The organism is Shouchella oshimensis, assembly GCF_004375095.1.
In the GTDB taxonomy this organism is placed as follows: Bacteria; Bacillota; Bacilli; order Bacillales; family Bacillaceae_D; genus Shouchella; species Shouchella oshimensis.
The window spans coordinates 439,239-456,416 of sequence record NZ_SNUX01000004.1 but is presented as its reverse complement, the minus strand read 5'-3'; the positions used below and the strand labels follow the sequence as shown (position 1 = coordinate 456,416).

The following is a 17,178-nucleotide window of genomic DNA, read 5'->3' as shown; positions in this document are numbered from 1 at the left end:
AGTATGAAGCAGCTTACGATTGATTATATTTGTTCTGGTAATGAGCGAGAGCAAGTAGCGGATAGAAATACCGGTAACTATGGTAGTGAAAATAAATTCGGTCAGCTAGTCCTTTACCAACGGGATACGCGTTTGTCCAGTCTGAACTAGTATGAAGATGGGCAAGCAAATAACGAACCCCGTCTCGAATCGATTTTTCAGGATAATCAAGTGTTGCAATAAGTGCATCGATCGCCCAAGCTGTTTGAGTGAGGTTGCTTGCAGGTAGCTTGGTGAATTTCTTGTTTCGATCGCTTAAACAAGATTCTCCCCATCCTCCATCTTGATGCTGAATGCTTTTAAGCCAGTTCACTGCTTTCCTTACATGAGGTTCATCTTTAGACACTCCAGCTGCGTCAAGAGCTGTTAATGCTGCCCACGTACCATAGATGTAATTTACACCCCATTGTCCTTCCCATGAGCCGTCCTTTTGTTGATTTCTTTTAAGCCAGCGAATGCCTCTTTTCAGTACCTTTTCATCTTTTGGTACATGAGTGAAATTCCCGAGAAACTCTATGACTCTACCAGTTAAATCTGGTGTGCTTGGATCAGTTAGAATGCCTTTACTTTCTTGGATAGGAAGGAGTGCAAGAAGCCGGCTGTTGGTGTTTTTTTCAAACGCGCCCCAACCACCGTCGCGGTTTTGCATAGACGTAACCCACAGCGTACCACGTTTCCATGCCTCCTTTATTTCTTCATTTTCTACGGCTTGGGCAGTGATGGCACGAAGTGAAGAGGTTGTATCATCCATATCCGGTTGAATCGAATTAATGGTAGAGAATCCCCAGCCACCTGGAAGAATTCCTGGATTATGAACAATCCAGTCTCCGTATGTATTGTGCTGCTTCTGTACTAAGTAACTTGAAGCTTTTTGAATCATCTCGTCGGATGGCTTTACCTTGGCTTCCTGTAAGGCATAGCTAATGAGGGACGTATTCCAAATCGTTGCCGTTGTAAATTGTATATGAGGTTTCCCATTCACTGTCGTTTGAAAAGACTTTAAGCCTTCCATGGCTTTTTCGATTAGTGGATCGTGTTTGGGGTGACCTAGAGCAAGAAGAGCAAATACCATAAACATTGTTGATGTAAAGTAACTAAAGAGCGTCCCATCTTGTTCAGTTGCGTTCATCATATAGCGCTTTGCCTGACTGATGGCAAGTTGATGAATATTCGTTGGGCCAGGAATGACCTTTTTAACTAAATAGTGAATGGTACCGTGAAGTTTACGAGAGGCCTCTCCATCCACCCAATCTAAAAAGGGGTCGTTTCTTGACTGGCTATACAAGTCAGAAAGATCAGGACTTCTTGATGTTGTGACTTGTAATTTATGATCGGCAGCGATTAAGAGAGGTACCATGTGAGCCCGCCCATAGACAGACATACTAAATAAATTAAATGGAAAAGCAACTGGTAATAGTATGAGTTCAATAGGGATAGGAAAGAAAGAAGGCCATTTGTATTGTCCGGTTAACAGAAGAACAAACTTTGTTAATAACGTTGTTTGTTCAATGCCACCATTGGTTAGAATAAATTGCTTTGCTTTTTGGAGGCGCTGATCATTTTTTGACAGATAGCCAGAATATAAGAGTGCATAATAACACTCAACTGTTGTGGTCAGATTCCCTTCGTTCTCATCTTTTACGAGTTTCCAAGCGCCATTTTCCTCCTGTAAGCTTAATAAGCGTTCGGCTAATGCTTGAATAAGTGTCTCATCGTCCTTCTCCAATGTACGTAACAAAATAATCATATAAGCATCCGTAAACGTTCCAGCTTCAAACGGATACTGCCATGAGCCATCTTCAAGTTGATCTTCTCGAAGCTTTGAAACTAACGTATCAATTGCTGCTTGAATCTTCATACGAGCCCTCCCGCCGAACAGTTACTTCTACAATCTATTCAGCAGGAAAAGCAGTCATGACGATAAAAGAAAAAGAGGCTGGGACATAACGAAAAGTAGTATTTGAAAAGACGAATAGTCTAAAATATGTTGAGTAGCACCGCTACAGGAGAATCCTTCGCTTTCCGGGGACACGGCCTCAGCCTCCTCCGTGGAAAACCGCCACTCCAGAGTCTTCAGACACGTGCTGATCCCCCAGGAGTCTTCGGGTTCTCCTTTCGCTCATTTTCATATAAAACAAACGACGAACGTTCCTATTTTCAGGAATGTTCGTCATTTTGGTCTGTCTATCTACTTTTGTCCCAGCCTCTCATCTATTGAATCAGCCTTTTGTACCGGAGATCACCACGCCTTGGATAAAATATTTTTGTGCGAAAAAGAACAGAATGAGAGGTGGTAGCACAGCCATTACGGAGGCGGCCATAAGCAACTGCCAAGGTGTAGCCGCGTACGCAGCAGTGAAATTGGCTAATCCTAGAGACAAGGGATACAGCTCTTGAGAATTTAAATAAATAAGAGGTCCCATTAGATCATTCCAGCGAAACATAAATTCAATGATTGCAGCTGTTGCCATCGCAGGTAAAGAGAGAGGAAGTATAATCTTAAAGAAGATCGTTAAGTAGCCTCCACCATCAATGGTTACCGCTTCATCTAGTTCTTTCGGTAAGCCGAGATAAAACTGACGTAACAAAAAGATTAAGAATGCACTTCCAGCTATGGCAGGGATGGTTAAAGGTAAATACGAATCCACCCACCCAATCGAATTAAACAGTAAATACTGTGGAATCATAACCACTTGTTGTGGGAGCATCATCGTACTTAACACAAGCGCGAACAAGAATGTTTGCCCTCTAGCGCGAAAGCGAGCAAAACCAAATGCAATCATAGCGGAAAAGAAAACCGTACCGACTACCGTGACGACGGTGTACCAGGATGTGTTCCAGAGGTAGGTTGCAAACGGATGGTTCTGGAAGACTTCAAGATAGTTGGACCAATTCCAGGTAGTAGGAAAAAAAGAGAGTGGGTTTGAAACAATTTCTTCCAAGCTTTTAACCGATGTAAAAAACATCCAAGCTACTGGAAACAAAAACAAAGATAGACAAGCCACTAAACCAGTATACGTAAGCATTTTTCCGCCTTTAGATAGCTCGCCAGGGGAATAATGAGTCTTATTAAATAGGTGCTTCATGTGTTTGACCTCCTTGATTATTTGTCATATTCGTAATGAACATTTTTACGAGATACGTAAAGAGCGATAAACGTCAGAACAAAGATGATTAAAAACAAAATCCAAGCTTGAGCAGAAGCGTAACCCATCCGATTTTGGAAAAAGGCGGTTTCAAATAAATAATACACATAGAAGTAGCTCATCCAATCGGGTCCTCCATCTGTAATCACGTATGCTTGAGTGAAAATTTGAAACGACGCAATGATGGAGATAATGACATTAAAGAGAATAATCGGTGAGATTAATGGAATTGTAATGTTTCGGAACCGCCTCCAAGGGCTTGCTCCATCTATAGCTGCTGCTTCATAAAGTTCTTTTGGAAGCTGTTGTAGACTAGCGAGAAAAATAATCATCGTACTTCCGACTGCAGTCAACTGCATAAGGACAAAGGAAGGAATAACAGTATAAGGGTCCGTAAACCAGCCAGGCCCTGTCAGACCAAAAACCTCGTATAGAAATGAATTGACGACCCCGAATTGAGGATTTAGAATCCACATCCATAGAAAGGCAACAGACACCCCTGAAATGATGGAAGGCGCATAAAAGAAAGTTCGAAAAAAGGCCTGCCCTTTAATTTTGGCATTCAGTAACAAAGCAAGCCCAATGGCTAAAACAATGGAGAAGGGAACAGCGAGAGCAGCATAAGCGGTCGTTACAAATAAGGAGCGGTAAAACAGTGGATCTGAAAAGAGGTTCACAAAGTTTTGTAAGCCTACAAACGAAGCTTCACCCATAATGGCATAATCGGTAAAGCTAAAGTAAAGCGAAGCGACCATTGGACCCGCAATAAAGAGAGTAAAACCGATTAACCATGGAGAAATAAACAGCCAGAAGTATTTTTCTTCTCTCCTTGCTCCGATGGACGTATGTTTAAGTGGCTTTCGACTTCGATTTGGCGCTGGGTTCGTTTCCATTCGTAATCCCCTCCATCCCGTTAGTAGGTGAGTGACGTCATATTTTGTTGAAGTTCTTCTATGCCTTCATCAACGCCTTTTCGACGATCGTAAATCGCATTGATTGTCATGTTCTGGTGTTTTAAAATAGGTGCAAAGTTTGAAATTAAATGGTTATCAGTTGGTCGCCCAAACTGCAATGCGCCTTCTTCTGCAATGCGTAAGTCAGCAACCGGTATGCCTGTTCTTTCTGAGATAAGCTCGAACCATAATTCCTTTAAATCAGAGTGGGCAGGACTCTCTAAAGTCATCTCGACCATCCATTTCGCCGCTTTATCTGGATCTAATAGAAATTTAAGAAATTCCCAAGCCTCTTCAGGATGCTTGCTGCCTTCACTCATTGCCCAAGGATCGACATACAATGAAATTTGACGCTCATCGTTTGTGTAAGGATAAGCCGCTAGCCCCCAGTTTAAGTCGGTGTTGGCATACTGTTTTGTGCCCCAACCACCTTTCATCACCATACCAACCCGTCCACTTAAAAACGGATCACTTAGCTGTTGTAGAGCGGCAATTTCACTTTGTGGTGGCATTACTTCATGGACGTTAATGAGATCAGAACGCTGTTGAATCGCTTCACGGTTCCGTGGGTTTTCCGTAATAACAGGCTCTGTTAACAAACCGGTTTCATAATCTTCTTTTGCAAAAAAATCACCGCCAAATGCCCAAGCGTTTTTATTAGGTGAATCTTCATCTAAGACACCGTAGACTCGTTGGGTAGGAGGAAGGTCATTCTGTGTAATCGCTTGTGCTGCTTCAATCATGGCGTCATAATTCCAGCTTTCGTCGTTCCAATCAGTCGGAGGGTAAGGCACGCCAGCTTCGTCAAAAAGATCCCGATTGTAATAAAGAAAGGAACCCATTGATAAAATCGGAATGCCGTAAACCCCATCTTCCATTTTATAGACATCAGTCAACGTGTCATCAATACCATCTAGCACATGGGGGTCTTTTTCTAGAAAAGGCGTTAAATCTTTCAGTGCTCCCATTGCATAATAACTGCCAAATCCTGAGTCTGCCCAGTTCGGTGACCAGACATCTGGGACGTTGCCACCAGCTATCATCGTCTGCAATTTTTGATCAATTTCACCTTGGGGAATCGTCTGTAACTGGACGCGGATGCCAGGGTTTTCGTCTTCGAATGCTTCAATGACTCGATGTTCCCATTCAATAAGGTTCGGATCACTACGGACAAGCCAAGTGAGTACGACATCTCCACCTCCAGAGGTTTGTTCATCTGAACAACTCGCTAGTAGAGATACACTTGTCACAATAGGGATAAGTAAAGCTGCTTGAATTCTTTTCCTCATTCTAATCCCTCCACGAGAAGATATAGTAAGCGCTTTCATTAATTCTTCTTGATCAATAAAGAAAGTCCTGCTTCATTTCTTGTACAATATGCATGCAGAGAAGTAGATATGCAGGGTATAGGAATGCAACGAATAAGCATCTGGAGGTAGATGAGCATAGTAATAGAAAAATTTTTTATAGTAAGCTGACTAGACGTTAGCTTATTTGACCTATCCTTGATGGATATGCAAAAAACAAAGAGCGGCAAAAAACGCAGGAGAAAACGTCAATGAATGGGGATGTAGCGCTAGATCAAGCGTTTGGTTATGGATGCTTCCCTTTCTTTTTCCTTTAGCGATGGCTACCGGTTTATCTAAGAGCAGATTTATTTCAATTTCCCTCAACGATAGAAGTGTTGACTTCACTTCCAGTTCACCTTGTTCAGTGGTTACAATTAACGTTCTCCCCACAGGTTGTTCACGGATTTCTCCAATGGTCACCCCTTGTTCTTTAAGTGTCCAAGATGCATTGGAAAGAAATGCACGTAGTTGGTTGTTCAATCTAAAGTCAAACTGAGAATCATAGGATTGTATCGTTAGATTTGAAACGAAAGATGAAGAAAGGTGACGGCCGAGTGTTCTCTTTAAACGGTTCTTAGAATACCGACGAAATGTGCCAATGATTGTTTCCTCGTTTTTTACATGAATATCTTTTAGACTTGCTTTATAAGTAGGTATATCAAAATGAATGTTCATTCTAAGCATTCCTCCCCTCGTTTTCATCAATAATAGTTTGACAATTCCGCAAAAACTGCTCATACTTCCTTTAAAACAATCTTTGATAGGAAAAACGTATCTAATTGATTGAGTGTATGTCAACAAAAGGGAGCTGAGTAGATGAAAGCGATAGTGGATTGTCCTAGACCGAAATTTGTTAGGCAAGAGTGGGAGCTACTAAATGGCCAATGGGCATTTGGTTTTGACGATGAAAATGTAGGTCTGAAGCAGCGATGGTTTCAAGGAAATAAACTAAATCAAACGATTGCCGTTCCTTTTACGTATGAAACGAAACAAAGTGGAATTCAAGACGAACAGTTTCACCCAGTTGTTTGGTATGAGCGTCATATAAAAATTGCTGAAGAGAATAAGAAGAAACAGGTTCTTCTTCATTTCCAAGCAAGCGATTACAAAACAACGGTTTGGATAAATGGTTGCTATGCTGGAGTGCATGAAGGCGGCTACACGTCATTTTCGTTTGACATCACTCCCTATTTAGTAGAAGCACATACACAGCAAGTGACCGTGCGGGTAGAAGATAGTATGAGTACGGACCAACCGAGAGGGAAGCAGCGCTGGATTGGTGAAAATTTTGGTTGCTGGTATGTTCAAACAACAGGTATTTGGCAATCAGTATGGATTGAATATGTGAACAAGCACCATTTAAATAAAGTGGAGATCCAGCCAGATTTAGATGAACAAACGGTAAGCTTTGCATACGACCTTCGTGGTGGCGTTGCAGGAATCGAAATTGAAACGATCATCACGTTTAAAGGATATGAAGTACGACGGTTTACGTTGACACCTGAACGAGAAGAGACCCTCTTTAACGTTGATTTAGCGTCAGCCATTCATGAATGGCGTGTAGCCGTCTGGTCACCAGAGCAACCAAATTTATATGAAGTCGCCTTTGTTGTTCGAAAAGATGGACAAGAGGTAGATCAGGTGCACTCTTATTTTGGGCTTCGAAAAATTTCAATAAAAAATGGACATGTTTTGTTAAATAATCGTCCTATTTATCAAAAGCTCATTCTCGATCAAGGTTATTGGAAAGATAGTCATTTGACCCCTCCTTCTCTTGAAGCTCTTGAAGAAGATATTGATGCGATTAAAGCATTAGGTTTCAACGGCATTCGTAAACATCAAAAGATTGAAGATGAACGATTCTATGCTCTATGCGACCAAAAAGGGTTGCTTGTGTGGGCAGAAATGCCATCCTCTTATTCTTATTCAAGGAAAGCTGTGAAAGCGTTTACTAAAGAATGGCTAGATGTGGTTGAGCAACTCGCTCATTATCCATCTATTGTGACATGGGTTCCGTTTAACGAGTCATGGGGTGTTGGGCAAATCTTCACAAATACGCAGCAACAAGCCTTCACTGAAAGTATTTACTATGGAACCAAAGCGATCGATGCGACGAGACCGGTCATTGTCAATGATGGCTGGGAGCATACGGTATCAGACATTATTACGCTTCACGACTATGAAGAATTTGCAGACCGTTTAATCAAGCGCTATCAAGATCAGAGCGCTGTTTTAGGAAACGCGTACCCTCATAACAATGATAAATATGCGTTTGCAGAAGGTTATCAATACAAAGGGCAACCGGTCATCATTAGTGAATATGGTGGCATTGCTTTTACAACAGAGGATGGCTGGGGATATGGAAATCAAGTAAAGTCTGAAAAAGACTTTTTAGCTCGTTACGAAAGTATAACTGATGCTATAAAATCCCTTCCTTACGTAAGCGGTTATTGTTATACCCAGATTACCGATGTCCAACAGGAAGTAAACGGGTTGCTTGATGAAAATCGAAAACCAAAAATGAAAATGGACAAAATAAAAGCGCTAAACGATAAAGCATAAGAATAAACGGACGTTTGCGATCGACGCAAAATCTTGTCGTAAGGATAATAGGTTCCGTATACCCTATTATAAAGGGGTGATGCAGGTGAAACGCTGGCTGCTTCTTGTTGCTTTTATTGGGGGGCTCGCATGTCTCTCAATGAATCTATTCTTTTACTACGACGAGCGTTCGTTAGAAAGTCTCATTTACTATAATGAAGATGATGTGATGATTATAGCTGTAACCACAGACATAACAAAGGGTGAACAAGCAAATGGCTATGAATTTTACCTTGAAAATCGTGAACAAATGGAAGAGTTAATGGCGTTTCTTTCTACTTATCAGGTAAAGCGTGTGACGCAAAACCATTACCAAAGGCAGCTCTTATATGGAACACAGCAACAAATCTTTGTCAGTCATTATTCTCATACACCTTCTGTTGCTTTTATAGGCGAAGCAGGTGTTCATTTAGTGGATGACGGTACGTATCAAGTCACGAATGGACCCATTGATATGAAATGGCTGGCTGAGTTTGTTGATAAGAAAAAAGAGAGGAACCCAGAGTAGGTTTAACATTAATCGACAAAAGGAAAGGGAGGTTAGCAAACGTTATTAGAAAGTAGGGAGTCGATGTCGATGTTAAATGAAAAAGAACTCTTGCTAAATCAAGGAACGATTGGGAATCACATTTTCAAGAATCGCTACATTGTGGCGCCAATGACACGTGTGTCCTCTTCTCAAAATGGAAAGCCAAACGAAACAGTCCACCGTTATTACGAACGTTTTGCAAAAGGTGGGTTCTCTGCCATTATTTCAGAAGGAATCTATCCAGATACCGAACATAGTCAAGGGTATGAGTGCCAGCCTGGCTTAGCTACTCATGAACAAATGGAAGCTTGGAAACCCATCGTCGAGACAATTCATGAAAATCGAAGCTTATTCATTGCTCAACTCATGCACGCAGGGGCTCAGTCCCAAGGAAATGCCTATACGAATGAGACTGTGGCTCCAAGCGTATTCACACCACCCAGCGATAAAGTGGCTCTATATGGTGGACAAGGATCTTTCCCTGAGGCACGCCCGCTTTCAATCGAGGAGATAGAGCAAATTAAAAAAGGATTTGTTCAAGCTGCTCGACGGGCGCAAGAAGCAGGGTTTGATGGCATCGAGTTACATGGAGCGAATGGTTATTTGCTTGATCAGTTTCTTTCAGAAGGAAGTAACCAACGTGGGGATGCTTATGGTGGTTCTATTGAAAATCGGCTCAAACTGATTGTTGATCTGATTACAGAAGTTCGAGAAGCCGTTGGAGCTACGATGTTGCTTGGCGTGAGAATTTCACAAATGAAAGCGACGGACCCTTCTTATAAATGGGAGGGCGGCGAGGCAGAGGCAGCTACACTCTTCTCAGCTTTAGGAGAAACAGACATTGATTATATTCATTTGTCTGAGCGTGATGCGAAAATCCCGGCATTTGGAAATGACTCCATGCTTATGTCAGAAGTTGCGAAGCGCTATTCGACTAAGCCAATTATTGCGTGTGGAAGTCTTGAAAATCCAGCTGAAGCTGCGAAGCTAATTGCCATTGAACAGTGTGACTTTATCGCATTAGGTAGACAAGCACTTGTTCAGCCTGATTTTCCGAATCGCTTTGATCAGGGAGAACCTCTGATGGAAGTGAGTCATGTGAAGCACATATTATCCGACAATACAACCCCGGCTGCTGCTATATCAGAAGAGGAATTGAAGATGGACGTAATTAAAAATGAAGAAGTAACACAATGAGGCTGGGACATAACTAACAGTAGTATTTGAAAAGAGTAGCACCGCTACAGGAGAATCCTTCGCTTTCCGGAGACACGGCCTCAGCCTCCTCCGTGGAAAACCGCCACTCCAGAGTCTTCAGACACGTGCTGATCCCCCAGGAGTCTTCGGATTCTCCTTCCGCTCATTTTCATATAAAACAAACGACGAACGTTCCTATTTTCAGGAATGTTCGTCATTCTGATCTGTCTATCTACTTTTGTCCCAGCCTCTACGTGTGTACGCTTCGATTTAAAGACATGGTTTCAACTCGCTCATTTTGCTCTTTAACTGTAAAGCCAAACGATTCATAGAGCGGTTTAGCTCGACTGCCTTTAAAAATTTTTAATGAAATCTCACGTTTGTCTTTGTAGTGCTCAACAACATGCTGAAAAACAGCACGACCCATTCCGTTCCCTTGAAATGATGGCTCAATATAAAAGTTCTTTAATTCAACATAATCATTGTGTTCAATGATTCCAATACAACCAATTGTACCTACCTCATCTACTTTAATTAAATAGATATGCTCAGGGTGGAAGTTCTCTTCAAAACGTTTAAAAACACGTTCATAAGGGAGTTGAAGCCGATCGAAATCCGCTTGTAATACGTTCATTCTCAATTGTGCTAAATAGGGTTTATCTGAGTAGCTACTTTGACTCAATGTGAACATTTGTTTAAACGGATACCTCCTTTGCTTCGTTTTTATACACAAGCTGTAGCCATTCGTATACAACTAAATCGTTTTCTTGAAACGTTAGCCCTAACGTAGGAGCCAATGTAGAAAAGAAGGGTTCGTGAACTTCTTTCCAATAGGCAAGGGTTTGATCCCCTTCTCCTTCTGCATAGGCGTGTTTCTCAGTCATTTCGTTATAAGGTAGGATATCCACTTTAATGGTCTGCATAATTGCCTGAGCAACACCGTTTCCATCTAAAATAATGTTCCATTGTCCTTCGACTGGTAAAGGTTCATTTTCTTTTTCATAGGCGTCATAATAAGAGGAAGTACCTTGCTTCTTTCCTTCCAATACAAGTTTGCATAAGTCATCTGCCATCTCTTTTGTACCATCCCCAAAAGCCCACGCTGTGTACGTAGATTGAGAAAACTGAGGGTGTTGAGATGTAAAAGCGTTCCACATTTCTTGAATAGATGAGTGTTCCGTCATTTTAAAAAATCCTTCCTAGCGGTTGGCCATTGTATATATGGCTTAGTTTACCATGAACGTATAGGTGATTAGAAACGGTACAGATGAAAAGAGAGGGGTGCCTAATGAACGGTCTTTTTTGTGAAATCAGTCAGAGTCGTCTAGATGCAAAAATCATTTATGAAGATGAGCATTGCCTAGCGATACTTGATATATATCCAATGCGACCAGGACATACCCTCGTGATCCCGAAGAAACATGTGACAGATATTCATAAACTAGAGACTGGTACGTATATCCACTTGATGAAAGTATTGAGAGAACGAAGTCGACATCTTCAAAGCATGCTAAACCCGAAAAAAGTAGGTATGGCGATTGTAGAATCGTTTTAACAAAGAAAGTCTACCGGCTGTGCATTTCCGGTAGACTTTCTTTTTATTCGTATAATGCTTTATCTTCCACTCTGCTAGTAATGATGGTTAAAACAAGTCCAAACAGGATGATACCACCAGCTACAAATGTAATCATCGTAAAGCTGTATCCCATATTGAGGAAGAGGGTACCAAGGCTAGCTCCAAGAGCATTCGCAACATTGAAAATCGATGCAGCAATTGTTCCTGATAGCATCGGTGCTTCTTGTGCTGCTAAAATCACTTTTGCGTTTAGTAATGGTGTCGTTCCAAACGTTCCGGCCCCGAATAGAAAGCAGCTTACAATTGCAAGCACAGGACTTTGCAGAAGGAATGTAAATGCAAATAAGACGACGGCTAGTGCCACGAGAGAAGCCATTAATGTTTTTGTTAATAAGCGTGGAGGCACACGCCCAGATGTGAAATTACCGATAACGGCTCCTAGACCGAAAAAGAATAGTCCAAGTGTCACACCAGGAACGCCAAATCCAGCAAATTCACGTAACATTGGCTCTTTAAACGTATATGCCGTAAAAACACCGGAGAAGCCGAAGACGATGATGGCAAGAACCCATAAGACGTTTTTGTTCGCCAAGGCTTTTAACTCTGATCTCAAATGAGGTGTGACAGTTTGTTTTTCATTCGGAACAAAAAGAAGCAACCCTATTAAAACGAGTGTTCCTAATAATACTAAAAACCAAAACACTAAGCGCCAGTCTACCAATCCGCCAATAAAGGAACCAAAGGGCACACCAATCATAATGGCAATGGTTAACCCACCTTGCACAATGGCGATAGCCTGTGTTCGTTTTTCTGGCAGTGACATGTTAATAGCCATCATCATGGCAAGACCAAAAAATGGTGCATGCATGGTAGCGGACAGTAACCTTGATAACAACAATACTTCAAAAGTTGGCGCTGTAGCGGCAATGATATTGCTAATAACAAAAAGCGCCGTTAGCCCTATAAGCAATGGTTTTGGTGGATACTTAATGGTAATGATGCGCAAGAGAGGCCCAAAGACAGCTACGCTAATGGCATACACACTTAACAATAGTCCAGTTGTCGACACAGCCACGTCTAAATCACGTGCGAATTCGGTTAATAAACCAGTGACGACGTATTCTGTCATTCCTATGGCGAAAGTACCTAGCATAAAAATAGTTAATACAATGCGATGATTGTTCATAAAACGTAACATAAATCTTCACTCCTCTCGCGCTTTTCTTTTCTCACAAACAAGTTCCTAAGATACAGGAAGAAAAGAGGAATGTCTAGCCATTTGATTAAAAAAGGAGAGACTCCTAAAATGAGATCGCTTTCAAGATAGGATTGGGAAACCATTTGCACCGGTATAGACGATGTGAGTCATTCATATATACAAGGGAAAGGTTCAGATTTATGAAGTAGGAGGCGCTAAACGTGAGAATACGAATCGCATGGATCGCTCCAATCGTTTTCATGAGCGGCTGTACGGACGCTTTTCCTGGGGAGGAAGAGGCAATGAAGTGGTCAAAAGAAACACCTTTCGTAGAAGACGCAGAAAGTCGGGTATATTATGAAATATTTGTGCGAGCGTTTGCAGACGGAGATGGAGACGGTATCGGTGATTTAAAAGGAGCGACGAATAAGCTTGATTATTTACAAGATCTTGGCATAAACGGGATATGGCTCATGCCTATTAATCCATCGCCGAGTTATCATGGGTATGACGTAACGAATTATACAGATGTACATCCTGATTATGGATCGGTAGAAGACATGAAAACATTCGTAGAGGAAGCCCACAATCGTGGCATTGACGTTATCATTGATTTCGTTATGAATCACAGTTCCTCTGAACACCCATGGTTTCAGAAGGCATTAGCAGGAGATGAGCCGTATCGTGATTATTATGTTTGGAGTGACGAATCAACAAATCTTAATCAAGTAGGAGATTGGCAACAGCCTGTTTGGCATGGAGAGGGCGAGCCGAAGTATGAAGGTGTTTTTTGGCACGGTATGCCTGACATGAATTTCGCTAACCCACAGGTAATGGATGAATTTAAAGAAGCAAGCCAATTTTGGTTAGAGGAAGTGGGGATCGATGGGTTTCGATTAGACGCAGCCAAATACTTATATAGTGCTTATCAATTAGAGAATCATCATGAAGAGAACGTTGCCTTGTGGAAGGATTTCAATGCTCATGTGAAAGGGATTAAACCTCATACCATGCTGGTTGGTGAGGTGTGGGATAGTGCGTCAGTGGTAGGACAGTACCTACAGGGGCTTGATAGTGGGTTTAACTTTGATTTATCTAGTCGTATTCTTTCCTCTGTTCAGCAAGAAAGGGATACGGGGATTGCCTCAGGGTTGGAAAAAGTGCGAAATCATTTTTCATCTGTTGCAGAAGGGTATGTAGATAGTACCTTTTTAACGAACCATGATATTGATCGTGTGATGAGTCAGCTTAACGGAAATGAAGACCACGCGAAAATGGCTGCTTCTCTCTTGCTCACACTGCCGGGAAACCCCTATCTTTATTATGGTGAAGAAGTGGGGCTTGAGGGAATGAAGCCAGATGAATATATTCGGGAGCCGATGATATGGAAGAAAGATAAAAGTCCTGAAGAGACAACATGGATTGAACGTCGCTATAGTACGAATCGAGAGAAAGTCGCAGTAGAAGCTCAGCTGGAAAATGAAGATTCTTTGCTTCATCATTATAGAGAAATAATAGCAGTAAGACGAAGTCACCCTTTATTAATGGATGGTGAGGTGAAGGTCTCTGAAATTAAAAAAGAGGGGCTTGTTGCGTTTGAGCGTGTATTTGATAAAGAGAGCGTCCTTGTAATGCATAACTTAACAGGAGAAGGAGTGAATGTACAACTGCCAGAACAATGGGTAGATGTATATTATCGGAATGGCAATTTGGAACAGAATGGGCAAAGCGTTCAGTTGGCACCGTATTCAACTGTCGTCTTTAGTCAATGAAAAAAGCCAGCTACATACTCGTAGCTGGTTTTTTAATGATGGAGTTTCTTTTTTAATTGATCGACGTGCTCACGTTGTTCATCAATGATACGATGAACGAGCTGTAAACTCTCTTCGTCCAAGCCTTGTCGGGCAATTTTTTCAGACATCCGAATACCATACATATTTTCGCCTTTAATGGCGTGTTTAAGAATGTCCTCCTCACCATGGGGACGATCAAACAGTTCACCCAGCCAGCGTTGAATGGTTCCCATTGTGCCTTCACTTTTAACAGGTACACCATCAAGAGCTTCAATACGGGCGGCGAGTAAGGAAGCGTGTTTTTCCAAATCATGATGAATGGCAGTCATCGTGTCGTATAAGGATGACTCTTCTGAAAGGTGTTCTAAAAAGTGATCGTATGAGTGAATCCCCATATACTGCCCTTCTAACAACTTATTTAATGTTTTCACTTCGTGTGCATCCATGTGCATTGCGCGTTAGCCCCTTCTACCATCCTTTTTCTTAGTAGTATGGAATTTACATGAAGTCTATGCACCTTCCTTTATTTATTTGCTCCTGCTTTAAGTCCTTCCACCATAAACCGTTGAAACATCATAAAGAGAATGGTGATTGGTACAGCAACAAGAACGGCTCCAGCAGCAAATAGGGTGAATTCCGTATTGCCCCGTCCTGTAACCATTTCAAACAAACCAATGGCAAGGGTTTTATTTTCATTTGAACGTAAGACTAGTCGAGCAAAGATAAAATCCATCCACGGGCCAATAAAGTTTGAAACAGCGACAAAGACGAGGATGGGGACAGAGAGCGGCATAAGTACCCTAGCAAAAATCGTTGCATTGCCTGCTCCATCAATTTTTGCGGCTTCTTCAAGACTCTTTGGTAATGTATCAAAATAGCCCTTTACAAGCCAAGCATTGAAAGGGATGGATCCACCGGCATAAACGAGGACTAGTCCCCAATGATTATCTAGCAAATTCAGTTGCAGCAATAAAATATAAATAGCAATCATCCCCATAAATCCCGGGAACATTTGCAGGACGAGCATGGTCATTAATCCTTGCTTACGACCAGGAAAGCGAAAACGACTAAACGCATAAGCCGCTGTGACAACAAGAAAGGTAGACAAAACCATATTCCAAAATGCGATCTTCAATGTGTTTTTATACCAAAGCAGGTAATTGGTTTCTTGGAATAAATGACTATAATGGGTGAGCGTCAATCGAATGGAACGAAAGGATTCCATAACAGTGTGAAAGTCAAACTGTCGCATGCCTTCCCAAAAGAGAGACCAGTTCATTCCTGGTATCACTTGAGCGGTAAAAAGGGAGCTTCCTGGATTAAACGAACCCATGACAATCCATATCACGGGATAAACAGTAAATATAGCAACAAAGGTTAAGAGAAGATGCTTAAAAAACGAGCTGAAACGATCTTTTTGTTTGCGGTTCATAGCATCGTGTCCTCCTCTTTAAAAGCTCGGGTTCGTCTAAAATTCCAAATCGATACGGCGGCAAGAACGAAAAAGATTAAGATTGAGATAACAGAAGCAATCGCAAATTGACTTTGTTCTAATGTCAGTTTATAAATCCATGAAATGAGAATATCAGTTGAACCAGCATAAGAATAGTCGATATTAACAGGTCCACCTTGTGTAAGAAGATAAATCAAATTAAAATTATTGAAATTACCTGCAAAATTCATAATGAGGAGTGGTGCTGTAGAGAACATAACAATGGGAAGCGTAATGCCTATGAAACGTTGACGGCCGCTAGCGCCATCTACCTCAGCTGCTTGATATAGCTCCCGATCAATGCTGGTCATGACCCCACTCATTAACACCATCCAAAACGGAAAGCCAAACCAAATGTTCACAAGAACAAGGGTAAATTTAGCCCAGTTCGGATCACTAAGCCAAGGAACGGCGGCAAGACCTAGAAATTCAACGTATTGATTAATGGGACCAAATTCTCCATTAAATAAATTACGCATAATTAAAATGGAGACAAACGAAGGAATTGCCCAAGGCAAAATGTAAATGCTACGCCAAAATTTCCGAAATCGAATGCCTTTTGAATTTAACAGTACAGCGAAAAATAAACCAACAAAAAAGGTCGTCACAGTTGCCAACACTGCCCAAATAATTGTCCAAGAGAATACACCGAGAAACGTCCGATTCCATGTTTTCATATTGAACAGGTCGATGAATGTTTGGAAACCAACCCAATCAACTAAGGAGGCGGGTGGAATATGATTTGGTGCTGAATAGTTGGTAAAGGCAATGGCAATTCCGAAAATAAGTGGGAGTATAGTGAGAAAGGCTGTAAAGAAGACAGAAGGCATCAATAGAAAATAAGGAAAGCCCTTATCCGTTAATAATCTCCATGTTTCTTTAAAGGTATTGGCTTTTTTTCCTTGATCTCGCTGAAACCCGACTCGGCGTGCATCACGTATGGCTAGCACATACATCCATAGAAAGAGTAACCCACAAATAAGAAAAATGATTCCTTCGATTAATAGAAAGATCGAGTGGTCGCCTTGAACGATGGTGAAACCAACCCTTGTTTGAGTGGTCTCTCCTAAAGTATATAAGCCCCACATTGCATTTCGAAAAGGTAATGTCCAAAACAACAGTAAATAAAGTTCTAAAGCGATAAAAAGCCCGCCTTTTACGAATTGACGATGATACAGTTGACCGAACCCCATAAAGATAATTGACAATAGCGTGCCGAGGCTCTTATGACTGCGCACGGTTCTCACCCCTTTTCTAGCGTGAATGGCAAGCCAACTTCTTCTCAAGAAGTTGGCTAATGAAGCT

General features: G+C 41.6%; 16 protein-coding genes. 5 read left to right on the top strand and 11 right to left on the bottom strand.

The features are described from left to right. Window positions 1-13: 13 nt before the first annotated feature. The 5 genes from shc to E2L03_RS17780 form a co-directional block, all read right to left on the bottom strand. Complete coding sequence (gene shc, locus E2L03_RS17800; RefSeq protein WP_134259961.1) at window positions 14-1,897, bottom strand: squalene--hopene cyclase; 1,884 nt, start codon at window positions 1,895-1,897, stop codon at window positions 14-16. Window positions 1,898-2,258: 361 nt separating this feature from the next. Then, window positions 2,259-3,125 (bottom strand): carbohydrate ABC transporter permease, encoded by an 867-nt coding sequence (locus E2L03_RS17795; RefSeq protein WP_038483947.1) that lies wholly within the window; start codon window positions 3,123-3,125, stop codon window positions 2,259-2,261. A 17-nt stretch (window positions 3,126-3,142) separates the two neighbouring features. After that, a complete protein-coding gene (locus E2L03_RS17790) occupies window positions 3,143-4,078 on the bottom strand; it encodes a carbohydrate ABC transporter permease (protein ID WP_055735412.1) in 936 nt (311 codons plus the stop codon). A gap of 20 nt (window positions 4,079-4,098) precedes the next feature. After that, window positions 4,099-5,427: an ABC transporter substrate-binding protein gene (locus E2L03_RS17785; protein ID WP_055735411.1), complete on the bottom strand. Its 1,329-nt coding sequence runs from the start codon at window positions 5,425-5,427 to the stop codon at window positions 4,099-4,101. Window positions 5,428-5,637: 210 nt separating this feature from the next. Next, on the bottom strand, window positions 5,638-6,162 hold the full coding sequence (locus E2L03_RS17780) for a tubby C-terminal domain-like protein (RefSeq protein WP_134259959.1): 525 nt from the start codon (window positions 6,160-6,162) through the stop codon (window positions 5,638-5,640). Window positions 6,163-6,303: 141 nt separating this feature from the next. On the opposite strand from E2L03_RS17780, the gene E2L03_RS17775 reads away from it, so the two are divergent. The 3 genes from E2L03_RS17775 (at window position 6,304) to E2L03_RS17765 (ending at window position 9,814) form a co-directional block, all read left to right on the top strand. Next, window positions 6,304-8,049 carry a glycoside hydrolase family 2 protein gene (locus tag E2L03_RS17775; RefSeq protein ID WP_134259957.1) on the top strand — a complete coding sequence of 582 codons (1,746 nt, stop codon included), beginning with the start codon at window positions 6,304-6,306 and terminating at the stop codon, window positions 8,047-8,049. Between the two features lie 85 nt (window positions 8,050-8,134). Next, a complete protein-coding gene (locus E2L03_RS17770; protein ID WP_038483936.1) occupies window positions 8,135-8,596 on the top strand; it encodes a hypothetical protein in 462 nt (153 codons plus the stop codon). Between the two features lie 69 nt (window positions 8,597-8,665). Next, a complete protein-coding gene (locus E2L03_RS17765; protein WP_038483933.1) occupies window positions 8,666-9,814 on the top strand; it encodes an oxidoreductase in 1,149 nt (382 codons plus the stop codon). Between the two features lie 250 nt (window positions 9,815-10,064). Here the strand turns inward: E2L03_RS17765 and E2L03_RS17760 are convergent, their stop codons facing one another. Both E2L03_RS17760 and E2L03_RS17755 read right to left on the bottom strand, forming a co-directional pair. Then, on the bottom strand, window positions 10,065-10,496 hold the full coding sequence (locus E2L03_RS17760) for a GNAT family N-acetyltransferase (protein WP_166740367.1): 432 nt from the start codon (window positions 10,494-10,496) through the stop codon (window positions 10,065-10,067). 13 nt (window positions 10,497-10,509) lie between these two features. Next, window positions 10,510-10,998 (bottom strand): ASCH domain-containing protein, encoded by a 489-nt coding sequence (locus E2L03_RS17755; protein WP_241742053.1) that lies wholly within the window; start codon window positions 10,996-10,998, stop codon window positions 10,510-10,512. Between the two features lie 104 nt (window positions 10,999-11,102). On the opposite strand from E2L03_RS17755, the gene E2L03_RS17750 reads away from it, so the two are divergent. Beyond that, window positions 11,103-11,369, top strand: coding sequence for an HIT family protein (locus E2L03_RS17750; RefSeq protein ID WP_166740366.1), 267 nt, complete (start codon window positions 11,103-11,105; stop codon window positions 11,367-11,369). A 43-nt stretch (window positions 11,370-11,412) separates the two neighbouring features. Here E2L03_RS17750 and E2L03_RS17745 read toward each other — a convergent pair whose 3' ends face one another. Further along, window positions 11,413-12,576 (bottom strand): MFS transporter, encoded by a 1,164-nt coding sequence (locus E2L03_RS17745; RefSeq protein WP_134260222.1) that lies wholly within the window; start codon window positions 12,574-12,576, stop codon window positions 11,413-11,415. A 233-nt stretch (window positions 12,577-12,809) separates the two neighbouring features. Here E2L03_RS17745 and E2L03_RS17740 point away from each other — a divergent pair, with 233 nt between their 5' ends. Beyond that, complete coding sequence (locus tag E2L03_RS17740) at window positions 12,810-14,360, top strand: alpha-amylase family glycosyl hydrolase (protein WP_134259953.1); 1,551 nt, start codon at window positions 12,810-12,812, stop codon at window positions 14,358-14,360. Between the two features lie 32 nt (window positions 14,361-14,392). Here E2L03_RS17740 and E2L03_RS17735 read toward each other — a convergent pair whose 3' ends face one another. The 3 genes from E2L03_RS17735 to E2L03_RS17725 form a co-directional block, all read right to left on the bottom strand. After that, window positions 14,393-14,833 (bottom strand): ferritin-like domain-containing protein, encoded by a 441-nt coding sequence (locus tag E2L03_RS17735; RefSeq protein ID WP_241742052.1) that lies wholly within the window; start codon window positions 14,831-14,833, stop codon window positions 14,393-14,395. A gap of 71 nt (window positions 14,834-14,904) precedes the next feature. Then, the gene (locus E2L03_RS17730) at window positions 14,905-15,813 is read right to left on the bottom strand and encodes a sugar ABC transporter permease (RefSeq protein ID WP_038483923.1); all 909 of its coding nucleotides are present in this window, start codon (window positions 15,811-15,813) and stop codon (window positions 14,905-14,907) included. Further along, on the bottom strand, window positions 15,810-17,111 hold the full coding sequence (locus E2L03_RS17725) for a carbohydrate ABC transporter permease (protein WP_055735404.1): 1,302 nt from the start codon (window positions 17,109-17,111) through the stop codon (window positions 15,810-15,812). Before E2L03_RS17725 ends, E2L03_RS17730 begins: the two co-directional genes overlap by 4 nt. Between the last annotated feature and the right edge of the window lie 67 nt (window positions 17,112-17,178).

Coding starts and splice junctions, on each gene's coding strand:
- shc (WP_134259961.1), bottom strand. CDS start 1,897: ATGAAGATTCAAGCAGCAATTGATACGTTAGTTTCAAAGCTTCGAGAA.
- E2L03_RS17795 (WP_038483947.1), bottom strand. CDS start 3,125: ATGAAGCACCTATTTAATAAGACTCATTATTCCCCTGGCGAGCTATCT.
- E2L03_RS17750 (WP_166740366.1), top strand. CDS start 11,103: ATGAACGGTCTTTTTTGTGAAATCAGTCAGAGTCGTCTAGATGCAAAA.
- E2L03_RS17775 (WP_134259957.1), top strand. CDS start 6,304: ATGAAAGCGATAGTGGATTGTCCTAGACCGAAATTTGTTAGGCAAGAG.
- E2L03_RS17765 (WP_038483933.1), top strand. CDS start 8,666: ATGTTAAATGAAAAAGAACTCTTGCTAAATCAAGGAACGATTGGGAAT.
- E2L03_RS17790 (WP_055735412.1), bottom strand. CDS start 4,078: ATGGAAACGAACCCAGCGCCAAATCGAAGTCGAAAGCCACTTAAACAT.
- E2L03_RS17735 (WP_241742052.1), bottom strand. CDS start 14,833: ATGCACATGGATGCACACGAAGTGAAAACATTAAATAAGTTGTTAGAA.
- E2L03_RS17780 (WP_134259959.1), bottom strand. CDS start 6,162: ATGAACATTCATTTTGATATACCTACTTATAAAGCAAGTCTAAAAGAT.
- E2L03_RS17785 (WP_055735411.1), bottom strand. CDS start 5,427: ATGAGGAAAAGAATTCAAGCAGCTTTACTTATCCCTATTGTGACAAGT.
- E2L03_RS17745 (WP_134260222.1), bottom strand. CDS start 12,576: ATGAACAATCATCGCATTGTATTAACTATTTTTATGCTAGGTACTTTC.
- E2L03_RS17755 (WP_241742053.1), bottom strand. CDS start 10,998: ATGACGGAACACTCATCTATTCAAGAAATGTGGAACGCTTTTACATCT.
- E2L03_RS17730 (WP_038483923.1), bottom strand. CDS start 15,813: ATGAACCGCAAACAAAAAGATCGTTTCAGCTCGTTTTTTAAGCATCTT.